General features: G+C 60.3%; 19 protein-coding genes. 9 read left to right on the forward strand and 10 right to left on the reverse strand.

All coding sequences use genetic code 11. From position 1 onward, the window contains the following. Positions 1–6: 6 nt before the first annotated feature. The 4 genes from ACVVH8_RS12335 to ACVVH8_RS12350 are packed head-to-tail and all read left to right on the forward strand — an operon-like array spanning position 7 to position 4,244. On the forward strand, positions 7–462 hold the full coding sequence (locus ACVVH8_RS12335; RefSeq protein WP_003224136.1) for a (2Fe-2S)-binding protein: 456 nt from the start codon (positions 7–9) through the stop codon (positions 460–462). 13 nt (positions 463–475) lie between these two features. Beyond that, on the forward strand, positions 476–2,638 hold the full coding sequence (locus ACVVH8_RS12340) for a xanthine dehydrogenase family protein molybdopterin-binding subunit (RefSeq protein WP_475230416.1): 2,163 nt from the start codon (positions 476–478) through the stop codon (positions 2,636–2,638). A 1-nt stretch (position 2,639) separates the two neighbouring features. Further along, positions 2,640–3,218 carry a hypothetical protein gene (locus ACVVH8_RS12345; protein WP_475230418.1) on the forward strand — a complete coding sequence of 193 codons (579 nt, stop codon included), beginning with the start codon at positions 2,640–2,642 and terminating at the stop codon, positions 3,216–3,218. Between the two features lie 60 nt (positions 3,219–3,278). Continuing rightward, positions 3,279–4,244, forward strand: a complete 966-nt coding sequence (locus ACVVH8_RS12350; protein WP_475230421.1) for a GGDEF domain-containing protein — start codon at positions 3,279–3,281, stop codon at positions 4,242–4,244. Positions 4,245–4,622: 378 nt separating this feature from the next. On the opposite strand, the gene fabI is transcribed toward ACVVH8_RS12350, so the two are convergent. The 8 genes from fabI to gloB form a co-directional block, all read right to left on the reverse strand. Next, positions 4,623–5,417, reverse strand: a complete 795-nt coding sequence (gene fabI, locus ACVVH8_RS12355) for an enoyl-ACP reductase FabI (RefSeq protein ID WP_007910591.1) — start codon at positions 5,415–5,417, stop codon at positions 4,623–4,625. A gap of 19 nt (positions 5,418–5,436) precedes the next feature. Then, on the reverse strand, positions 5,437–7,047 hold the full coding sequence (locus ACVVH8_RS12360; protein ID WP_213028400.1) for an ABC transporter ATP-binding protein: 1,611 nt from the start codon (positions 7,045–7,047) through the stop codon (positions 5,437–5,439). A gap of 1 nt (position 7,048) precedes the next feature. After that, positions 7,049–8,068 (reverse strand): ABC transporter permease, encoded by a 1,020-nt coding sequence (locus tag ACVVH8_RS12365; protein ID WP_475230424.1) that lies wholly within the window; start codon positions 8,066–8,068, stop codon positions 7,049–7,051. Between the two features lies 1 nt (position 8,069). Then, entirely contained in the window at positions 8,070–9,143 is a 1,074-nt protein-coding gene (locus ACVVH8_RS12370; RefSeq protein WP_454563581.1) for a microcin C ABC transporter permease YejB, read from the reverse strand. A gap of 4 nt (positions 9,144–9,147) precedes the next feature. Next, positions 9,148–10,989 (reverse strand): extracellular solute-binding protein, encoded by a 1,842-nt coding sequence (locus ACVVH8_RS12375; protein WP_475230427.1) that lies wholly within the window; start codon positions 10,987–10,989, stop codon positions 9,148–9,150. Then, on the reverse strand, positions 10,986–12,818 hold the full coding sequence (locus ACVVH8_RS12380) for an extracellular solute-binding protein (RefSeq protein WP_475230429.1): 1,833 nt from the start codon (positions 12,816–12,818) through the stop codon (positions 10,986–10,988). The genes ACVVH8_RS12375 and ACVVH8_RS12380 overlap by 4 nt, the downstream gene beginning before the upstream one ends. Positions 12,819–13,108: 290 nt before the next feature. After that, positions 13,109–14,572 carry a transglycosylase SLT domain-containing protein gene (locus ACVVH8_RS12385; protein WP_475230431.1) on the reverse strand — a complete coding sequence of 488 codons (1,464 nt, stop codon included), beginning with the start codon at positions 14,570–14,572 and terminating at the stop codon, positions 13,109–13,111. A gap of 99 nt (positions 14,573–14,671) precedes the next feature. Then, the gene (gloB, locus tag ACVVH8_RS12390; protein ID WP_475230434.1) at positions 14,672–15,439 is read right to left on the reverse strand and encodes a hydroxyacylglutathione hydrolase; all 768 of its coding nucleotides are present in this window, start codon (positions 15,437–15,439) and stop codon (positions 14,672–14,674) included. Between the two features lie 66 nt (positions 15,440–15,505). Here gloB and ACVVH8_RS12395 point away from each other — a divergent pair, with 66 nt between their 5' ends. Next, positions 15,506–16,264, forward strand: a complete 759-nt coding sequence (locus ACVVH8_RS12395; RefSeq protein ID WP_475230437.1) for a class I SAM-dependent methyltransferase — start codon at positions 15,506–15,508, stop codon at positions 16,262–16,264. 91 nt (positions 16,265–16,355) lie between these two features. Next, a complete protein-coding gene (rnhA, locus tag ACVVH8_RS12400; protein ID WP_064390484.1) occupies positions 16,356–16,826 on the forward strand; it encodes a ribonuclease HI in 471 nt (156 codons plus the stop codon). A gap of 120 nt (positions 16,827–16,946) precedes the next feature. Here the strand turns inward: rnhA and ACVVH8_RS12405 are convergent, their stop codons facing one another. Beyond that, positions 16,947–17,252, reverse strand: a complete 306-nt coding sequence (locus ACVVH8_RS12405; RefSeq protein ID WP_315446563.1) for a DUF2388 domain-containing protein — start codon at positions 17,250–17,252, stop codon at positions 16,947–16,949. 188 nt (positions 17,253–17,440) lie between these two features. Here ACVVH8_RS12405 and dnaQ point away from each other — a divergent pair, with 188 nt between their 5' ends. The 3 genes from dnaQ to ACVVH8_RS12420 all read left to right on the forward strand — a co-directional run bounded on the left by dnaQ (position 17,441) and on the right by ACVVH8_RS12420 (position 21,330). Next, positions 17,441–18,199, forward strand: coding sequence for a DNA polymerase III subunit epsilon (gene dnaQ / locus ACVVH8_RS12410; protein ID WP_103303506.1), 759 nt, complete (start codon positions 17,441–17,443; stop codon positions 18,197–18,199). Positions 18,200–18,445: 246 nt separating this feature from the next. Continuing rightward, complete coding sequence (locus ACVVH8_RS12415; RefSeq protein ID WP_475230439.1) at positions 18,446–20,701, forward strand: Orn/Lys/Arg family decarboxylase; 2,256 nt, start codon at positions 18,446–18,448, stop codon at positions 20,699–20,701. Between the two features lie 14 nt (positions 20,702–20,715). Then, entirely contained in the window at positions 20,716–21,330 is a 615-nt protein-coding gene (locus ACVVH8_RS12420) for a GNAT family N-acetyltransferase (protein ID WP_475230442.1), read from the forward strand. Here ACVVH8_RS12420 and ACVVH8_RS12425 read toward each other — a convergent pair. After that, positions 21,296–22,189: a LysR family transcriptional regulator gene (locus ACVVH8_RS12425; RefSeq protein WP_475230444.1), complete on the reverse strand. Its 894-nt coding sequence runs from the start codon at positions 22,187–22,189 to the stop codon at positions 21,296–21,298. The genes ACVVH8_RS12420 and ACVVH8_RS12425 overlap by 35 nt on opposite strands. Positions 22,190–22,240 lie beyond the last annotated feature (51 nt).

A 22,240-nucleotide genomic window follows, 5' to 3' on the forward strand; every position in this document is an offset into this window, starting at 1 on the left:
CCCCCGATGCTGACCTTGAATATCAATGGCAAGGATCAGGAGCTCGATGTCCCCGCGGACATGCCGTTGCTCTGGGTCCTGCGCGATGTCGCGCACCTGACCGGTACCAAATTCGGCTGTGGCATGGCCCAGTGCGGCGCCTGCACGGTGCATGTTGACGGGGCGCCGTTGCGCGCCTGTATCACCCCGGCCACCGCCGTCGCCCACGGGCAGAAAATCCTCACCATCGAAGGCTTGTCGACAGACGGTTCGCACCCGGTGCAGCAAGCCTGGGCCGAACTCGACGTGGTGCAGTGCGGTTACTGCCAGTCGGGGCAGATCATGTCGGCCGCCGCGCTATTGGCGAAAATCCCCAAGCCCACTGACAGCGATATCGATCAGGCGCTCTCCGGCAATATCTGCCGCTGCGGCACTTATCCAAGAATTCGCGCAGCCGTGAAGCGTGCGTCCGAAATTGGCTGATGGGGGATAGACGATGAACAGTCCTGTATCGCGTCGCGGTTTTCTCAAGGGCAGCGCTATGTTGGGCGGTGGGTTGGTGGTGGCGTTTGTCGTCCCCAGCGGTCACAAATTTGCCTTTGCGGCAGAGAATGAGGGCAAGGTTTTTGCGCCGAATGCCTTCCTGCGGATTGCCGCTGATAACAGCGTCACCGTGCTGCTCGGCCATTCGGAAATGGGCCAGGGCATCTGGACCGGCCTGACCATGCTGATTGCCGAAGAGCTGGACGCCGACTGGTCGAAAATTCGCGTCGAACACTCGCCCGCATCCGCGGCCGATTACGGCATGCCCGGGTTTGGCGGCATGCAGATTACCGGCGGTTCGACGTCAACCTGGATGGAGTTTGATCGCTATCGACTGGCGGGCGCGACTGCGCGGCAGATGCTGGTGGAAGCGGCGGCCAAGCGTTTCGACGTGGCGCCCTCGACGATTCGCACCGAGTCGGGCGTGGTGATTGCCGGCGACAAGCGTGCGACCTACGGCGAACTGGCGGACGCCGCTGGGCAACTGCCTGTGCCGGATCCGAAGTCGATCACCTTCAAGGAAGCCAAGGACTGGAAAGTCATCGGTAAACCGACCAAGCGCCTCGACACCCCGGAGAAAATCACCGGCCGCGCCAAGTTCGGCATGGACGTGCAATTCGAGGGCTTGATGACGGCCATGGTCGCCCGTGCGCCCGTGTTCGGGGCGACGGTCAAATCCTTTGAAGGCGCCGAAGCACTGGCGGTGCCCGGCGTACACAAGGTGCTGCAGGTGCCGACCGGTGTGGCGGTGATTGCTGATCACTACTGGGCAGCAAAACTCGGCCGAGATGCGCTGAAAGTCGATTGGGATCTGGGGCCGAATGCGGAGCTAAGCAGTGAAAAACTACTGGAAAGCTTTCGCAAACTGGCCACCACGCAGGGTACTTCAGCCAGTCAGGCCGGGGATGCCAAAGGCAACTTCAGCAAAGCGGCGAAGAAGATCGACGTTGAGTACAGCGTGCCGTTTCTGGCACATGCACCGATGGAACCGCTCAACTGCACCGTGAAGATCAGCGCCGAGAAATGCGAAATCTGGACCGGCACGCAGTTTCAGACGCTGGATCAAATGGTCGCCGGCAAAATCACCGGGCTCAAGCCTGAACAGGTCGAGATTCACACCGAATTCCTCGGCGGCGGTTTTGGCCGCCGCGCCAACCCGACCTCGGACTTTGTCGCCGAAGCCGTGCAAGTGGCGAAAGCCGCGGCGATGCCGGTGAAAACCGTGTGGTCGCGTGAAGACGACATTCGCGGTGGCTATTACCGTTCGATGTTTTTGCATCAGGCGCGCATCGGCCTAGGTGCCGATGGCATGCCGCAGAGTTGGCAGCATGTGTTGGTCGGGCAGTCGATCATGACCGGCACGCTGATGGAAGCGACCATGGTCAAGAACGGCATCGACCCGACGTCGGTCGAAGGCGTTGCCGACAGCCCTTACGTCAAGGGTCTGGCCCATCATCAGGTCGATCTGCATTCGCCGCAGACCGGGATCAACGTGCTGTGGCTGCGTTCCGTGGGGCATAGCCACACGGCATTCGTCATGGAATCGCTGATCGATGAAATGGCCACGGCGGCGGGCAAGGACCCGGTCGAATACCGACGAACACTGCTCAAGGAACACCCGCGGCATTTGGCTGTTTTGAATCTGGCAGTGGAGAAGGCCAACTGGACAGCGCCGCTGCCGGACGGACACGCGCTCGGTGTGGCGGTGCATGAATCATTCGGCAGTTATGTCGCGCAGGTCGCGGAGGTATCCCAAGACAATCTGGCGATCCGCGTGCACCGTGTGGTGTGCGCGGTGGATTGCGGGATTGCGGTCAACCCGCAAAGCATCGCCGCGCAGATGGAGTCGTGCATCACCTTCGGCCTGGGCATGGCGCTGCACAGCAAGCTGACGCTCAAGGACGGCATGGTCAAACAGTCCAACTATCACGATTATCAGGTACTGCGGCTCAACGAGATGCCGGTGGTCGAAGTGCACATCGTACCGAGCAGCGACAAACCCGGCGGCATCGGCGAGGCCGGTGTACCGCCGACGGCTCCAGCGGTGGCCAACGCGGTGTACGCCCTGACCGGGCAACGCCTGCGCGAACTGCCACTGCAACTGTCGGGGGTGTGAGATGAAACGACATCTGCTGTTGGGCGCGGTAGTTTTGCTGGGGCTGGGCGGCTATGCCTCGGACCTGTTTGCCGATGATCAGCAAGCCTTGAAGGCTTTCGGCACGATTCAAAAAGTCTTCCAGAGTCCGCGTTGCCAGAACTGCCACATTCCCGGAGATTCGCCGCTGCAGTTTGACGCCGGCATTCCTCACGCAATGAACGTGGTGCGCGGCATGGACGGCAAGGGCGCCGCCGGTTTGCCTTGCGCCACCTGTCACGCCGAAAGCAACCCGCCCGCCAGTTACGGCCTCCATGCACCACCGGGCGCGCCGCACTGGAGCCTGCCGCCGGCCGCGCACAAAATGGCCTGGATCGGCCTGCCGCCAGACAAACTCTGCGCGATGATCAAGGATCGTTCCAGCAATGGCGATCGCGATTTTGCCGCGCTGCTCAAACACGTCAGCGAGGACAAGCTGGTGCTGTGGGGCTGGAACCCCGGGGCAGGGCGCGCGCCGGTGCCGGTACCGCACGATATATTCGTGAACCAGTTCAAGCTCTGGGCCAATGCGGGCGGGCCATGTCCGGTGGCGGGCAGTTGATGGGGTGCCATCGGCCATTAAGCGCTACTCTAAAGGCCATTGATGCCAATGGAGTGTGTGATGCTGGTTCCCGGAAAACCTGCCAATGAAGCGACGCGAATTCAAGTGCTGCACGGTCTCGACCTTCTCGACTCGGCGCCTGAAGAGCGTTTCGACCGGCTGACACGGCTGGCCAGACGCCTGTTCAACGTGCCGATCGCCCTGGTGACGCTGGTGGACAAGGATCGCCAGTGGTTCAAGTCCTGTGTGGGGCTCAACGCCACGGAAACCTCGCGAGACGTTTCCTTCTGTGGTCACGCGATCCTCAATGACGACCTGCTGCTGGTGCGCGATGCCCGCGAGGATGAGCGCTTCCACGACAATCCGCTGGTCACTGGCGAGCCGAACATTCGTTTCTACGCCGGCTACCCGCTGACCGTGCCCAATGGCAACAAGATGGGCACGTTGTGCCTGATCGACACCAAACCCCGTGACCTCGACGAAGAGGAGCGTGCACTGCTGCGGGATCTGGCCGAGATGGCCGAGCAAGAGCTGACGGCCGTGCAAATGGCGAGCATGGACGAGCTGACGTTGCTGTCCAACCGTCGCGGCTTCAAGCAGTTGGCCCAGCATGCGCTGGACGCCTGTGCGCGACTGGAGAAACCGGCGACGTTGCTGTTTTTTGACTTGAATGATTTCAAACAGATCAACGACCTCTACGGCCATGCCGAAGGTGACAGCGCGTTGAAAACCTTCGCCGACGTATTGCGCATCGCCTTTCGCGAAAGCGACGTGGTCGGGCGCCTCGGTGGTGATGAATTCGTCGCACTTCTGACCGGTTCCAGCCATATCGAAACCACCGCAATCATGGCGCGACTCAAGGAAATCCTCGAAGAGCGCAATGCCACCCTGCATCGCGGGTATGCAATTCGCTTCAGCGTGGGTCAGATCGAGTACGACCCAAAACGCCACGAAAGCGTCGACCGCTTGCTGGCGGATGCGGATGGCGCGATGTATGCGCACAAGCAGGCCCTGAAGCGTATCTAGCCAGGACGCCATCGCTGGCAAGCCAGCTCCCACAGGTTTCACTGGTGTACTCAAAATCCGGGTATACCCGAAACCCCTGTGGGAGCTGGCTCGCTCGCGAAGTGGCAGCCCGGCCAACATCGATTTTGCCTGACCCAACACCATCGCTGGCAAGCCAGCTCCCACAGGTTTCTCGGGTGTTCACAAAGTCCCGGTTCACTGCAGATTCCTGTGGGAGCTGGCTTGCCAGCGATGGCGTCTGCCCGTTCAACTTGCATTGACTGACCTACCGCTATCGCGAGCAGGCTCACTCCTACAGGGGGATTTGGGGCGTGGCGGGAATAGTGGGCGCACAAAAAACCCGCCTGAGAGGCGGGTTTTTTATTGGCTAACCGAAGATCACTCTTCGATGTTGCCCATGGCGGTGGTGTTGAAGCCGCCGTCGACGTACATGATTTCACCGCTGATGCCCGACGCCAGGTCGGAGCACAGGAAGGCGCCGGCGTTGCCGACTTCGTCGATGGTGACGTTGCGACGCAGCGGGGTTTGCGCTTCGTTGGCAGCCAGCATCTTGCGGAAGTTCTTGATGCCGGAAGCGGCCAGGGTACGGATCGGGCCAGCCGATACGCAGTTGACGCGGGTGCCGTCCGGGCCCAGGGAGCCGGCCAGGTAACGGACGCCAGCTTCCAGCGAAGCCTTGGCCATGCCCATCACGTTGTAGTTAGGCATGGTGCGCTCGGCGCCCAGGTACGACAGGGTCAGCAGGCTGCCGTTGCGACCTTTCATCATTTCGCGGCCGGCTTTGGCCAGGGCCACGAAGCTGTAGGCGCTGATGTCGTGAGCGATACGGAAACCGTCACGGGTGGTGGCTTCGGTGAAGTCGCCGTCCAGTTGGTCGCCCGGGGCGAAGCCAACGGAGTGGACGATGCAGTCCAGGCCGTCCCACTTCTTGCTCAGCGCTTCGAAGACCTTGGCGATTTCTTCATCGCTGGCCACGTCGCACGGGAAGCACAGCTCAGGGCTCGAACCCCAGCCTTGGGCGAATTCTTCAACACGACCTTTCAGTTTGTCGTTCTGATAAGTGAAGGCAAGCTCAGCGCCCTCGCGATGCATGGCGGCAGCGATGCCGGATGCGATGGACAGCTTGCTGGCGACACCGACGATCAGTACGCGCTTACCGGCGAGAAAACCCATGTGTTGCTCCTCTTTCAGGTTATTGCGCAGTGGCTGGTGCCAAAAAAGCGGCTTCCAGCAACTGCTGTGTATACGGATGTTGGGGGGCGGCAAAGATTTCTTGCGCGTCTCCCTGTTCGACCACTTGGCCATGCTTGACCACCATCAACTGGTGGCTCAGCGCTTTAACAACAGCCAGATCATGGCTGATGAACAAATACGTCAGGTTGTACTTGGCTTGCAGTGAACGCAACAGCTCCACCACTTGCCGCTGCACCGTCCGGTCGAGCGCGGATGTCGGCTCGTCCAGCAGGATCAGCGCCGGTTTCAGCACCAGGGCCCGGGCAATGGCGATTCGTTGCCGCTGCCCACCGGAAAATTCGTGGGGGTAGCGGTGCCGGGTTTCCGGATCCAGACCTACCTCCTTCAATGCCGCAATGATCGCCGCTTCCTGCTCGGCGGCGGTGCCCATCTTGTGAATCCGCAGGCCTTCGCCAACGATGTCACTGACGCACATACGCGGGCTCAGGCTGCCAAACGGGTCCTGAAACACCACCTGCATCTCCCGACGCAACGGGCGAACCTCGTTCTGCGTCAGGCAGTCTAGCTGCTTGCCTTCAAAACGAATGGCGCCTTTGCTGCCGATCAGCCGCAAAATCGCCAGACCCAGCGTGGATTTGCCGGAACCGCTTTCCCCCACAATCCCCAGAGTCTGACCCTGAGGCAGGCTGAAATTGATGCCATCCACTGCCTTGACGTAATCCACCGTGCGCTTGAGCAGGCCTTTCTTGATCGGGAACCAGACTTTCAGGTTCTCGACTTCGAGCAGTGGCGCCCCGATTTTATTGCTCGCCGGGCCTCCGCTGGGCTCCGCGCCGAGCAATTCCCGAGTGTACGGATGCTGCGGCGAACGGAACAGCTCTGCGCACGATGCCTGTTCGACGATGCAACCGCGCTGCATGACACATACGCGATGCGCAATTCTTCGCACCAGGTTCAAATCGTGACTGATCAGTAGCAGCGACATGCCCAATCTGGCCTGCAATTCCTTGAGCAAATCGAGGATTTTCAGCTGAACGGTCACGTCCAGAGCCGTGGTCGGTTCGTCGGCAATCAGCAGTTCCGGCTCGTTGGCCAGGGCCATGGCGATCATTACGCGCTGGCGCTGCCCGCCGGACAATTCGTGGGGCAGGGCCTTGAGACGTTTGTGCGGCTCGGGGATGCCAACCATCTCCAGCAGCTCCAGCGTGCGCTTGGTCGCGACTTTGCCGGTCAGGCCTTTGTGGATGCCGAGGACTTCGTTGATCTGCTTCTCGATGGAATGCAGCGGGTTCAGCGACGTCATCGGCTCCTGAAAGATCATCGCAATGCGGTTGCCGCGAATGTGACGGATGGTTTTTTCGCTCAGCCCCAGCAGGTTTTGCCCGGCATAGTTGATGCTGCCAGCCGGATGACGCGCCATCGGGTAGGGCAGCAGGCGCAGGATCGAGTGTGCCGTCACCGATTTGCCCGAGCCGGATTCGCCGACCAGCGCCAGGGTTTCGCCGCGCTTGATGTCGAAGCTCACGCCTTCGACGACCCGGTGCACACGCTCGCCAAAACCGAATTCGACGGCGAGGTCGCGCACTTCGATCAGATTGTCCTGATTCATTTCACTTCCTCGGGTCGAAGGCATCGCGAGCGGACTCGCCGATAAACACCAGCAAACTCAACATCAGCGCCAGCACGGCAAAGGCACTCATGCCCAGCCACGGCGCTTGCAGGTTGGATTTGCCCTGCGCGACCAGTTCACCCAGCGACGGACTGCCGGCCGGCAAGCCGAAACCAAGGAAGTCCAGCGCGGTGAGGGTGCCGATGGCGCCGGTGAGGATGAACGGCATGAACGTCATGGTCGAGACCATCGCGTTGGGCAGGATGTGGCGGAACATGATCGCACCGTTCTGCATGCCCAGCGCCCGGGCTGCGCGCACGTATTCGAGGTTGCGGCCACGGAGGAACTCGGCGCGCACCACATCGACAAGACTCATCCACGAAAACAGCAGCATGATCCCCAGCAGCCACCAGAAATTCGGCTGGACGAAACTGGCCAGAATGATCAGCAAGTACAGCACTGGCAAACCCGACCAGATCTCCAGAAAGCGCTGGCCAGCCAGATCGACCCAGCCGCCATAGAAACCCTGCAACGCACCGGCAATCACGCCAATGATCGAGCTCAACACGGTCAACGTCAGGGCAAACAGCACCGAAATACGGAAACCGTAAATGACCCGCGCCAGCACATCACGACCCTGATCGTCAGTGCCGAGCAGGTTGTCCGCCGAGGGCGGAGCCGGCGCCGGGACCTTCAGGTCGTAGTTGATGCTCTGGTAGCTGTAGGGGATCGGCGCCCACAACACCCACGCATCCTTGGCCTTGAGCAGTTCGCGGATGTACGGGCTCTTGTAGTTGGCCTCCAGCGGGAATTCGCCGCCGAAGGCGGTTTCCGGGTAGCGCTTGATCGCCGGGAAATACCAGTTGTTTTCGTAGTGCACCACCAGCGGCTTGTCGTTGGCGATCAATTCAGCGCCCAGGCTTAGCCCGAACAGCACCAGAAATAGCCACAGCGACCACCAGCCACGCTTGTTGGCCTTGAACAGTTCGAAGCGGCGGCGGTTGAGAGGGGACAGGTTCATCTCAATGCTCCCGGCTTTCGAAGTCGATGCGCGGATCGACCAGGGTGTAGGTGAGGTCGCCGATCAGTTTCACCACCAGCCCCAGCAGGGTGAAGATGAACAGGGTGCCAAACACCACCGGGTAATCGCGGTTGATCGCCGCTTCGAAACTCATAAGGCCGAGGCCGTCGAGGGAGAAGATCACCTCGACCAGCAACGAGCCGGTGAAGAAAATGCCGATGAACGCCGACGGGAATCCGGCGATCACCAACAGCATGGCGTTGCGGAACACATGGCCGTAAAGCACACGATGACGGGTCAGCCCCTTGGCCTTGGCGGTGACCACGTATTGCTTGTTGATCTCGTCGAGAAAGCTGTTTTTGGTCAGCAGGGTCATGGTCGCGAAGTTGCCGATCACCAGCGCCGTCACCGGCAACGCCAGGTGCCAGAAGTAGTCAAGGATCTTGCCGCCCAGGCTCAGTTCATCGAAGTTGTTCGAGGTCAGCCCGCGTAACGGGAACCAGTCCAGATAACTGCCGCCGGCAAACACCACGATCAGCAGGATCGCAAAGAGGAATGCCGGGATCGCGTAGCCGACGATGATCGCCGAACTGGTCCAGACGTCGAAGTGACTGCCGTGCCGCGTGGCTTTGGCGATCCCCAGCGGGATCGACACCAGGTACATGATCAGCGTGCTCCACAGTCCCAGCGAGATCGACACCGGCATTTTTTCCTTGATCAGGTCGATGACCTTGGCGTCGCGGAAGAAGCTGTCGCCGAAATCCAGCGTGGCGTAATTTTTGACCATGATCCACAGGCGTTCCGGGGCCGATTTGTCGAACCCGTACATGTGCTCGATTTCCTTGATCAGCGCCGGGTCCAGGCCTTGCGCGCCGCGATAGGACGAGCCGGCCACCGACACCTCGGCACCACCGCCGGCAATACGGCTGGTGGCGCCCTCGAAGCCTTCAAGTTTGGCGATCATCTGCTCCACCGGTCCACCGGGCGCGGCCTGGATGATCACAAAGTTGATCAGCAAAATGCCGAACAAGGTCGGGATGATCAGCAACAGTCGTCGAAAAATGTACGCCAGCATCTGATTACTCCGTGCCCACAGGTTCGGCTTGCAGTTGGTTTTGCACTTCTACCGCAGGTTTCGCATCGGGTTTGACCCACCAGGTGTTAATGCCGATGTCGTACTTGGGGGAGACTTTCGGGTGGCCGATGTGGTTCCAGTACGCCACGCGCCACGTCTTGATGTGCCAGTTGGGAACCACGTAATAGCCCCACTGCAACACGCGATCCAGCGCCCGGGCGTGGGCCACCAGATTTTTGCGTGAATCGGCGTTGATCAGGTTCTCGACCAGTTGATCGACGATCGGATCCTTCAAACCCATGGTGTTGCGGCTGCTCGGCTTGTCGGCGGCGGCGCTCATCCAGTACTCGCGCTGTTCGTTCCCCGGCGAGTTGGACTGCGGGAAGCTGCCGACCACCATGTCGAAGTCCCGCGAACGCACGCGGTTGATGTATTGCGAGACGTCGACGCGACGGATCACCAGATCGATGCCGAGGTCGCTGAGGTTGCGTTTGAACGGCAGCAACACGCGCTCGAATTCGGTCTGGGCGAGAAGGAACTCGATGACCACCGGTTTGCCGGTGGCGTCGACCATTTTGTCGTCGACGATCTTCCAGCCAGCTTCTTGCAGCAGTTGATAAGCCTCGCGCTGTTGCGTGCGGATCATGCCGCTGGCGTCGGTTTTCGGGTTCTCGAAGGCTTCGCTGAACACTTGCGCCGGCAGCTTGCTGCGGAACGGCTCGAGGATCGCCCGTTGATCGGCATCAGGCAGGCCGGTGGCGGCCATTTCCGAGTTCTCGAAATAGCTGCGGGTGCGGAAGTAGGCACCGTTGAACAGTTGTTTGTTGGTCCATTCGAAGTCGAACAGCAGACCGAGCGCCTGACGCACGCGTGCATCCTGAAAAACCGGGCGCCGCAGGTTGAAGACGAAGCCCTGCATGCCGGTCGGATTGCTGTTGGCGATCTGTTCCTTGATCAAGCGACCTTCGGTGACCGCCGGGATGTTATAGGCGTTGGCCCAGTTCTTCGCGGTCATTTCCAGCCAGTAATCGAACTGGCCGGCCTTCAGCGCTTCGAGGGCGACGGTGTTGTCGCGGTAGTAATCGGTAGTCATCACGTCGAAATTGTAAAAGCCGCGATTGACTGGCAGATCCTTGCCCCAGTAGTCCTTGACCCGTTCGTAACGCACCGAACGGCCGGCCTTCACTTCGGCGACCTTGTACGGGCCACTGCCGAGCGGAATTTCCAGATTACCTTTGCTGAAATCACGATCGGCCCACCAGTGTTTCGGCAGCACGGGTAACTGGCCGAGGATCAGCGGCAATTCGCGGTTATTGGTGTGCTTGAACTTGAACAGCACCTTGAGCGGGTCTTCGGCGATGACTTCGGCGACATCGCTGTAGTAACCACGAAACAGCGGCGAACCTTCTTTGGTCAGTGTGTTGAAGCTGAACACCACGTCCTCGGCGCGTACCGGGTGACCGTCGTGGAAGCGCGCTTCGGGGCGCAGGTAGAAACGCACCCAGCTGTTGTCCGGGGCTTTTTCGATCTGGCGGGCGATCAGGCCGTACTCGGTGAACGGCTCGTCGAGGCTGTGCTTGGTCAGGGTGTCGTAGATCTGCCCGACGTCATCGGCCGGCACACCTTTGCTGATGAACGGGTTGAGACTATCGAACCCGCCGAAACCGGCCTGACGGAAGACTCCGCCCTTGGGCGCATCGGCGTTCACGTAATCGAATTGCTTGAAATCGGCCGGGTATTTCGGCGGCTCGTTGTACAGGGTCACGGCGTGCTGCGGGGCGGCGAAGGCCAGCCCTGCGAACAACAGGCCGCTGGCCTGCACGAGCAGGGCGCGGATGGGGCTCATTGATCTTTCTCCGAAGATTTCAGCCACCACGCGCTCAAGCCCAGGGTATAGGGCGGCGTGGTGACGAAGGCCAACCGGTTGCGGTAGGCCAGACGGTGATAATTGAGGTACCAGTTGGGAATGCTGTAGTGCTGCCAGAGCAGTACGCGATCGAGCGCCTTGCCGGCGGCGACCTGTTCATCGCGGGTTTGCGCGGCGAGCAATTGTTCGAGCAGGTGATCGACCACCGGGTTGGCGATGCCCGCGTAATTCTTGCTGCCCTTGACCCCGACCTGGCTGGAGTGGAAGTACTGCCATTGCTCAAGGCCCGGGCTGAGGGTCTGGTTGAGCGTCATCAGGATCATGTCGAAGTCGAACTGATCGAGGCGCTGTTTGTACTGGGCGCGATCCACCGTGCGCAGGCGTGCATCGATGCCGATGCTATTGAGGTTTTCAATGTACGGCTGGAGGATCCGCTCAAGGTTCGGATTGACCAGCAGCAGCTCGAAACTCAACGGCTGGCCGTTGGCGTTTTGCAGGCGCTGACCGTTGAGCTTCCAGCCGGCCTCGGCGAGCAGGGCCAGGGCTTTGCGCATGGTTTCCCGAGGAATGCCGCGACCGTCGGTTTGCGGCAGGGTGAACGGCTCGGTGAACAGCTTGGCCGGCAGTTGTTCCTTGTACGGCTTGAGCATCAGCCATTCATGCCCGACCGGCAGCCCCGTCGCGGAAAACTCGCTGTTGGGGTAATAGCTGGTGGTGCGCTTGTAGGCGTCGCTGAACAGTGCGCGGTTGGTCCATTCGAAGTCGAACATCAGGCCCAGCGCTTCGCGGGTCTTCACGTCGGAAAACGTTGCGCGGCGGGTGTTCATGAACAGGCCCTGGCTCTGGGTCGGGATCTGATGCGGGATCTGCGCTTTGATTACGTCGCCACGGCGTATCGCCGGGAAGTTGTAGCCGTTGGCCCAGTTCTTGGCCTGATGCTCGATGTAGATGTCGAACTCGCCGGCCTTGAAGGCTTCGAAGGCGACGTCGCTGTCACGGTAGAACTCGACTTCCATGCGATCGAAGTTGTACTTGCCGCGATTGACCGGCAAGTCCTTGCCCCAGTAATCCTTGACTCGCTCGAAGATCAACTGCCGACCCGGCGTCACCGAAGTAATGCGATACGGCCCGCTGCCCAGTGGCGGCTCAAAAGTGGTCGCTTTGAAATCGCGGTCTTTCCAGTAATGCTGCGGCAGCACCGGCAACTCACCGAGACGCAGGATCAACAGCGGATTGCCCGAGCGTTTCATCACGAAGCGAATGCGCTGCTTGTTAAGGATGTCCACCCGCAGCACTTCCTGCAAAGCCGTGCGGTACAGCGGATGACCATCCTTGAGCAGCGTTCGATAGGAGAACGCGACGTCGTAGGCGGTGATGGGTGTGCCGTCGTGAAAGCGTGCTTCGGGGCGCAGATTGAAGACGACCCAGCTGCGATCTTCGCTGTACTCCACCGATTGCGCGATCAAGCCATAACTGGACGCCGGTTCATCACCGGACGGCGAGTATTGGCCGGTGCCGACCATCAGCGGCTCGTTCAGCTCGTTGATGCCGTACTGAAGGAAATTCGGCGTGGTGACCGGGCTGGTGCCCTTGAAGGTGTAAGGGTTCACCGTATCGAAGGTGCCGAACGCCATCACCCGCAACGTACCGCCCTTGGGCGCTTGCGGGTTGACCCAGTCGAAGTGGGTAAATCTGGCCGGGTACTTGAGCGTGCCGAACTGCGCATAACCGTGACTTTCGGTAATCGTCGCGCTTGCGGTTGAGCTCAAGGCCAGGCTGATCAGGAGCAGGAGGAGGGGACGCTTCAAGTCAGATCCGATCCAGGCGGCTTGGGCTTAGTGGGCCGTACAGTAACAGCTTGTCTGGACAGGAAAAAGATCGGGGGTTAATGGCAGGTTAATCGCTGCGCGATGTTGAGCCTATTTACTTCTGTGGTGAGGGGATTTATCCCCGATGGGGTGCGGAGCAGCCCTTCTTTGCTCTTGAAGAAGCGGACTGCTGCGCAGTCCATCGGGGATAAATCCCCTCGCCACAGGGTTCCGCCTGGCACAAAACAATCGGCAATAAAAAAGCCCCTGAAATTTCAGGGGCTCTTTTATCAACGCGACTGATAAACCGTAAGCATCTGCCCCGGTTTCAACGCCTTGCCCGCACCCGGATTCCAGCGCTTGAGATGTTGCATCTCAACGTTGAAACGCTTGGCGACCACGTACAGCGTATCGCCGCGTTTGACCTTGTATTGGGTCTGCTGCTGGCTGTCGTCATTGCCTTTGCTTTTGCTGTTGGCCGCAATCACCGTGTTGACCCGGCCGGACTTGCGCACCGGAGCGCGCTTGGTGGTGTCCTGCATGACCAGGGTCTGGCCGACCTTGAGGTTCTTGCCGGTCAGTTTGTTCCAGCGCTGCAGATCCTTGACTTCAACCTTGTTGGCCTTGGCGATGGAACCGAGGTTGTCGCCACGCTTCACGCGATAGGCGCGCTTGAGCTGCGCCACTTCCGAAGGATCGGCGCCTTCGAACACCGGTTTCAGTGAACGCGGGCTGATCAGCTCTTCCGGACGCATGGTTTGCAGACTGGCCGTCAGCAATTGCGCCTTCGACGTTGGTACCAGCAGATGCTGAGGGCCGTCGATGGTGGTGCGCTGCTTGAACGCCGGATTGAGCTGGAACAGTTCGTCTTCGTCGATGTTGGCAACGGCAGCAACCTTGGACAGGTCCATGCGCTGGTTGATCTCGACGACCTGGAAGTACGGTTCGTTGGCGATCGGGTTGAGGTTGACCCCGTAGGCTTCCGGTGCCAGTACCACTTGCGACAGGGCCAGCAGCTTCGGCACGTACGCCTGGGTTTCCGCCGGCAGCGGCAGGTTCCAGTAATCGGTTGGCAGGCCAAGCTTCTCGTTACGTTCGATGGCGCGGCTGACCGTGCCTTCGCCGGCGTTGTACGCCGCCAGGGCCAGCAGCCAGTCGCCGTTGAACATGTCGTGCAGACGGGTCAGGTAATCCATCGCCGCGGTGGTCGAGGCGGTGATATCGCGACGGCCATCATAGAAACGGGTCTGGCGCAGGTTGAAGTAACGCCCGGTGGAAGGAATGAATTGCCACAGGCCCACCGCATCGGCGCGGGAATAGGCCATCGGGTTGTAGGCGCTTTCAATCACTGGCAGCAGGGCCAGTTCCAGCGGCATGTTGCGTTCTTCGAGGCGTTCGACGATGTAGTGGATGTAGAGACTGCCGCGTTCGCCGGCATTCTCGAGGAAAGAGGGATTACTGGCGAACCACAGTCGCTGTTGCTCGATGCGCGGGTTTACGCCCAGGCCTTCCTGCAACTGGAAGCCTTGGCGCATGCGCTCCCAGATGTCCTGGGGAACCTGTGGGCTGGGCTTCTCGCTCAGCCAGATCGGCTTCTGCTTGGCTCGCGCAGCGATATTCGGCGTATGCGTTGCTTCAGTCTGCGGAGCATGGCTGGAACAGCCCGCCAGCGTGGCGGACACAGCCACCGCAATGGCTTGCGCCAGGCGGGTCAATGCGTCTGAATTGACGGACTTACGTATGGATGACGACATTGGCTGGAAGTAAGTTCCGGGCAAAAATGTCGGGCGATTCTAGAAAGCGCACCCCTTGCGGTCAACCATTCAGAATTTTTGTACCAAGCCGTGAGTCACTTAGAACTTATCTTTCCATGCCCGCAGGGCCGCAAAAACCTCACTCGGCGCCCGGTTTTGAGCGCCTGTCCGTTCGTCCACTTTTTGTGTAACTAATGTTTCAGAGGTGCGCAAAAACGGATTGGTGAGCTTTTCCAGGGCCAGGGTCGAGGGCAGGGTCATGACGCCGTTCTGCCGTTGCTGGGTGACTTTTTCCAGACGGGCGGCAATGTCCGGGTTATTCGGCTCGACGGCAGCGGCAAACTTGAGATTGCTCAGGGTGTATTCGTGGGTGCAGTAGACCAGCGTATCTTCAGGCAACGCGGCGAGGCGGCTTAGCGAATGATGCATTTGCTCTGGAGTACCCTCGAACAAGCGGCCGCAACCGGCTGCAAACAGAGTGTCACCGCAGAACAGCAGCCCATGGTGGTAATAGGCAATGTGTCCCAAGGTGTGACCAGGCACCGCGTAGACATCGAAGTCCCAGCCGAGCACGCTGACGCTGTCGTTGTCCTTGAGGGCTACATCCCGCGCCGGGATGTTTTCGCTGGCCGGGCCGTAAACTTTCGCACCGGTCGCCGCTTTCAAGCGTTCGACGCCACCGACGTGGTCATGGTGATGGTGGGTGATCAGAATGTCGCTCAGTACCCAGCCCGGATGGGCGGCGAGCCAGGCCTGGACGGGCGCAGCATCGCCCGGATCGACCACCGCGCAGCGTTGGCTGCGGTGATCCTGTAACAACCAGATGTAGTTGTCGGTGAACGCGGGCAGGGCACTGATCTGTATCATCGTCGGAATTCGCCAAGCGGAAAACATTGGCGCATCTTAGTAGTTCCTGGCGCGTTGGAGAATGACATGACCGATAAAGCGTTCGCTCAGGCCGATCCCGACTGGCTGGCGTTGATCAGCGCCGCCCGCGAATGGCTGTCGGGCCCGCTCGGGCAGTTTCTGCTCGATGAAGAGCGGCGCATGCTCGAATACGAGCTGGGCCGGTTCTTTGGTGGTTATCTGGTGCATTACGGGCCATCCGCCGAAACCCCGCCGGCAGCGCCGCAAGTGCAGCGTAATGTGCGCCTCGGTGCGCCGTTGCCCGGTGTCGAAATCGTTTGCGAAGAGCAAGCCTGGCCGCTCAGCGAACATGCTGCCGATGTCGTAGTAATGCAGCACGGTCTGGATTTCTGTCTGTCGCCCCACGGTTTGCTGCGTGAAGCGGCGAGCAGCGTGCGCCCCGGCGGGCATCTGCTGATCATCGGCATCAACCCCTGGAGCACTTGGGGCCTGCGTCACGTATTCGCCCACGATGCCTTGCGTCAGGCACGTTGCATCTCGCCATCACGGGTCGCCGACTGGCTCAATCTGCTGGGCTTTGCGCTGGAGAAACGCCGCTTCGGGTGCTATCGTCCGCCGCTCGCGTCGCCCAAGTGGCAGGCCCGTCTGGCCGGCTGGGAGCGCAAGGCCGGTGACTGGCAATTGTCGGGTGGCGGCTTCTATTTATTGGTCGCGCGAAAGATCGTGGTCGGGCTGCGGCCGCTGCGTCAGGAACGTCGCGAGCCGATGGGCAAGCTGATTCCGCTGCCGATGGCCAAGGTCAACCGCCGCCGTATCGAACCGTAAACCTTCTTTTATTTGTGGCCGGGTGTGTCCCGGCCCGGGCTATCGTCGATCCGTGATCGGTGAGGCAAACATTTATTCTGGATAGAGTGGCATGAGCGAAAGCGTTGAAAGCGTCGACACCGTAGAACTGTTCACCGATGGCGCCTGCAAGGGCAACCCCGGCCCGGGCGGCTGGGGCGCGTTGCTGGTGTGCAAGGGCGTTGAAAAGGAACTGTGGGGCGGCGAGGCCAATACCACCAACAACCGTATGGAGTTGCTCGGCGCCATCCGTGGCCTCGAAGCGCTCAAGCGCCCGTGCGAAGTGCTGCTGGTGACCGACTCACAGTACGTGATGAAGGGCATCAACGAGTGGATGGCCAACTGGAAAAAGCGCGGCTGGAAAACCGCTGCGAAAGAACCGGTAAAAAATGCTGACCTGTGGAAGGAGCTGGATGAGCAGGTCAACCGCCACAAGGTCACCTGGAAATGGGTGCGCGGGCACATTGGGCATCACGGTAACGAGCGGGCTGACCAGTTGGCAAACCGTGGCGTTGACGAAGTGCGCGGTTACAAGCAGACCTGAGTCGTTCCTGACGTACGGCGGTGCGGCCATTCTCGAGCAAGCCCGCTGCCACAGGGGCTTTGTGCACGACACAGATCCAATGTGGGAGCGAGCCTGATCGCGAAGAACGATAACGCGGACTCACAGAATCAAAATAGCCTCGGCCAGTTGCTGGTCGGTGTATTCCGAATCCTTCAGCACCTCCCTGATCCGCAAAAACGCCGCCTCCATCCGCGCCCCGCGAATCTCCCCGCCACTCCCCACAAACGCCGCCGCATCATCTTTCGCCGCCAGCACAATCTTGTCGTCCTTGAACGATCCGCTGGTGCCTTTGCTGGAGCTGAGAATCAGGCTCATGGTGATGTCGGTGCTGATGACGAAACTGGTGGCATGCGCTTGCGCAATCAGCAAACAGCCGCCCAGCAATAAAACCTGTGCAGTCTTCATGACGCGTTCAAATCCGTGGGAAACAAGCCGCGCACGCTAACAAGTCGATTCCCGGCAGACTTTATGAACATTGCTAATGATTGTTAAAAACTGCATGAGCGCCGATCACCTGGCGGTGCGCGACTCACCCTGCGGGCGTGTTAACATCCGCGTTTTTGCACGATTGACCCGTTGAGAGCTGAGCACTGATGGCCACCAGATCCGTTGTACTCGATACCGAAACCACCGGCATGCCGGTGACCGATGGTCACCGGATTATCGAAATCGGCTGTGTCGAACTGATCGGTCGGCGCCTGACGGGCCGGCATTTTCACGTTTATCTGCAACCGGATCGCGAGAGTGATGAAGGCGCCATCGGCGTCCACGGCATCACCAACGAATTCCTGGTCGGCAAGCCACGTTTTGCCGAAGTCGCCGATGAGTTCTTCGAGTTCATCAAGGGCGCACAGCTGATCATCCATAACGCGGCGTTCGACGTTGGCTTCATCAACAACGAATTCGCCTTGATGGGTCAGCACGATCGCGCCGACATCACGCAGCATTGCTCGATCCTCGACACCCTGATGATGGCTCGGGAACGTCACCCGGGGCAGCGCAACAGCCTCGATGCGTTGTGCAAACGTTATGGCGTCGACAACTCCGGCCGTGAACTGCACGGCGCTTTGCTCGACTCGGAGATTCTCGCCGACGTTTACCTGACCATGACCGGTGGCCAGACCAGCCTGTCGCTGGCCGGCAACGCGTCGGACGGTAATGGTTCGGGCGAGGGCGCGGACAACTCCGCTACCGAGATCCGTCGTTTGCCTGCTGATCGTCGGCCAAGCCGGATCATTCGTGCCACAGAAGAAGAGCTGGCGGCGCATCAGGTGCGCCTGGAAATAATCGCCAAGTCTGCCGGTGGCCCGGCGCTGTGGACTCAGATTGCCGAGGCTGACGCCCAAGCCTGAGAGATCTTCTGTGGCGAGGGAGCTTGCTCCCGCTCGGCTGCGAAGCAGTCGCAAAACCTGTACACACGTTTTGTCTGAAAGAGTGCGAAGGGGATGCTTCGCGCCCCAGCGGGAGCAAGCGCCCTCGCCACAAAAGCGGTACGCCGGCGCATGAAGCCAAGTGGCCACCCTCGCGCCTTTCGCTGCAACCCTCTACCCTGAGTGCATTGGCGGATCCGAAACCGCCGCCTCAGGACACTGAGCCCCATGTACAAAGATTTGAAGTTTCCGGTGTTGATCGTCCATCGCGATATCAAGGCCGACACGGTCGCCGGTGACCGTATCCGTGGCATCGCCCGGGAGTTGGAGCAGGAAGGTTTCAGTATCGTTTCGGCCACCGATTACGCCGAAGGGCGTCTGGTGGCTTCGACCCATCATGGCCTCGCGTGCATGCTGATTGCCGCCGAGGACGCCAGCACGAATTCTCATCTGTTGCAGAACATGGCCGAACTGATCGGCCTGGCGCGGGTGCGCGCACCGGATCTGCCGATCTTTGCCTTGGGCGAACAGGTGACTCTGGAGAACGCCCCGGCCGATGCCATGGCCGAACTCAATCAACTGCGCGGCATTCTTTATCTGTTCGAAGACACCGTACCGTTCCTCGCCCGGCAAGTGGCGCGGGCGGCGCGCAAGTACCTGGACGGCCTGCTGCCACCGTTTTTCAAAGCGCTGGTGCAGCACACCGCCGATTCCAATTATTCCTGGCACACCCCCGGTCATGGCGGCGGCGTGGCGTATCACAAGAGTCCGGTGGGGCAGGCGTTCCATCAATTCTTTGGTGAAAACACGCTGCGTTCGGACTTGTCGGTCTCGGTGCCGGAACTGGGTTCGCTGCTCGATCACACCGGCCCGCTTGCTGAAGCTGAGGCAAGGGCGGCGCGCAATTTCGGCGCCGATCACACCTTTTTCGTGATCAATGGCACCTCGACCGCCAACAAGATCGTCTGGCACTCCATGGTTGCGCGCGACGATCTGGTGCTGGTCGATCGCAACTGCCACAAATCGGTGTTGCACGCGATCATCATGACTGGCGCGATCCCGTTGTACCTGTGCCCGGAGCGTAATGAGCTGGGGATCATCGGCCCGATTCCGCTCAGTGAATTCAGCCGCGAATCGATCCAGGCCAAGATCGATGCCAGCCCGTTGACCAAGGGCCGCGCACCGAAAGTGAAGCTTGCGGTAGTGACCAATTCGACCTACGACGGGCTCTGCTATAACGCCGAGCTGATCAAGCAGCACCTTGGCAACAGTGTCGAGGTGCTGCACTTCGACGAAGCCTGGTACGCCTACGCGGCGTTTCACGAGTTTTTCGCCGGGCGCTACTGCATCGCCACCTCGCGCAGCGAAGACAGTCCGCTGGTGTTCACCACCCATTCCACGCACAAACTGCTCGCCGCGTTCAGTCAGGCGTCGATGATCCATGTGCAGGACGGCGGCGCGCGGCAACTGGATCGGGATCGTTTCAACGAAGCGTTCATGATGCATATCTCGACGTCGCCGCAGTACAGCATCATCGCCTCGCTGGATGTCGCTTCGGCGATGATGGAAGGCCCGGCCGGGCGCTCTCTGTTGCAGGAAACCTTTGACGAAGCCCTGAGTTTTCGCCGTGCGCTGGCCAATCTGCGGCAGCACATCGCGGCCGATGACTGGTGGTTTTCGATCTGGCAGCCGCCGGGAGTCGAAGGCATCGACCGCGTGCAAACCGCAGACTGGCTGCTGCAGCCGGACGCCGAATGGCACGGTTTCGGCGAAGTCAGTGACGATTACGTCTTGCTCGATCCGATCAAGGTCACGTTGGTGATGCCGGGCCTTAATGCCGGCGGCGCGTTGAGCGAGAAGGGCATCCCCGCCGCCGTGGTCAGCAAGTTCCTCTGGGAGCGCGGGCTGGTGGTGGAGAAGACCGGGCTGTATTCGTTTCTGGTGCTGTTCTCCATGGGCATTACCAAAGGTAAATGGAGCACGCTGCTTACCGAGTTGCTGGAATTCAAACGCAGTTACGACGCCAACGTCAGTCTGGCCACATGCCTGCCGTGTGTCGCACAGCAAGACACCGCGCGCTATCGCGGCATGGGCCTGCGTGATCTGTGCGATCAATTGCACGCCTGCTATCGCAGCAATGCCACCGCCAAACATCTCAAACGCATGTACACGGTGCTGCCGGAAATCGCCATGAAACCGGCTTACGCCTACGATCATCTGGTGCGCGGTGAAGTCGAGGCGGTGCCGATCGATGAGCTGGAAGGCCGGGTTGCTGCGGTGATGCTGGTACCGTATCCGCCGGGTATCCCGTTGATCATGCCCGGCGAGCGCTTTACCGAATCGACCCGCTCGATCATTGATTACCTGAAATTTGCCCGCACGTTCGATAGCAGCTTTCCCGGTTTTGTCGCCGATGTGCATGGACTGCAACATGAAGATGAAGGCAATGGACGGCACTACACCGTCGATTGCGTCAAGGAATGAGGACTTTTCCCAGTATGCAACCGGTCATGAATCCGAAATACCCAGGGCTGTCGGTGCGGGTCGCCGATGAAGGTTTTGCGCCTTATATCTGGGGCAGCGACTTCAGTTTTGAAGTCACCGCTTATGGTGCCGCGGTGATCGGCAAGCCAGTCGAGCAATGGCTGGTGACGCCGATCGTGCCGTACCGCAAGTGCTACGGCATCGATCCCGAGGAATTCAGCAGTTTCCATAAAGCCGCCGACAGCGCGATTTTCATGGCTTACCTCGATGACGAGCCGGTCGGCCATCTGGTGATCAGCACCAACTGGAACGGCTTTGCCCATATCGATGAACTGGCCGTGCACGCGCCGGCACGTCGTCACGGTGTGGCCAAGGCGTTGCTCGATGTCGCACAGTTCTGGAGCCGCAAGAAGAAGTTGCCGGGGATCATGCTGGAAACCCAGAACAATAACCTCGGAGCCTGCCGGTTGTATGAACGGTGTGGCTATGTGATCGGCGGTATCGACCATTTACGCTATCGGGGGATTGACCCGAATACCGCCGAAGTGGCGCTGTTCTGGTATCGATTGTTCGATAATCCGCTGGAACACGCGGTCAACTCGACAGCATCGCCTCGGCTTGTTCCGTGAGGATCGCCAACAGGGTGTGAATGGCTGCGGGGGTGGGTGCGTGTTTGAAGGTCAGCGCGTAGACACTGATCGGCACGGCCGGTGACAACGGGCACACATCGAGGCCTGCGCTGCGGGCGCCAAGGGCCGTGAATGGGTCGACGATGGCCAGGCCTTCGCCGGCCTCGACCATGCTGCGCATCATCTGGTGGGTTTGCACCCGGGTCTGGATGCTCGGTGCCGGGCGCAGGGCCTGGAGTTTGTTTTCCAGCGCCGGGCTCAGTGGGTCCTGGCCTTCGAGGCCGACCATCGCTTGCCCGGCCAGGTCCTGCAGGGAAATGTATTTCTGCTTCGGTTGCAGCCAGCCGTGGGGCGCGAGCAATTGCAGCTTGCCCTGGGCCAGTGGCTGGCAATTGATGTCGGGATGTTCAGGATCGTGCAGGCTCAGCCCCAGATCGCTCTCGCGCAACAACAGGCTGCGGACGATGTCGCGAGTCGCTGCGCTGATCAGGCTGCAAGGTGCGTCGGGCAAGCGTCGGCGCAGGGCGGCCAGACTTTGCGGGAGCAATTGCTGAGCCAGCGGCGGGGTGCCGATGATGCGGACGGGCGGGGCGAGGTACTGCTTGAGGCTGCCGGCCAGCCGTTGCACCGGCTCCAGCGCCTCATAGACATGAGCGATTTCGACCTGTAGCGCCCGTGCCTCGGGGGTCGCCTGCAAGCGTCCGCGAACGCTGGCGAACAGCATGAATCCCAACTGACTTTCGGCTTCGCGCAAACGCTCTTCGACTTCGGCCACTGGCAATTGCAGCCATTCGGCGGCGGTGCCCAGGTGACCGGTCTGCAAGAGCGCCTGAATCACTTCGATATGACGTAAACGCATGCGTGAAGTCCATGTTCAGCAGGTGGGGTCAGTGGCTGAATCCTACCCCAA

Source organism: Pseudomonas trutticola BRTCR10 (genome assembly GCF_056155105.1).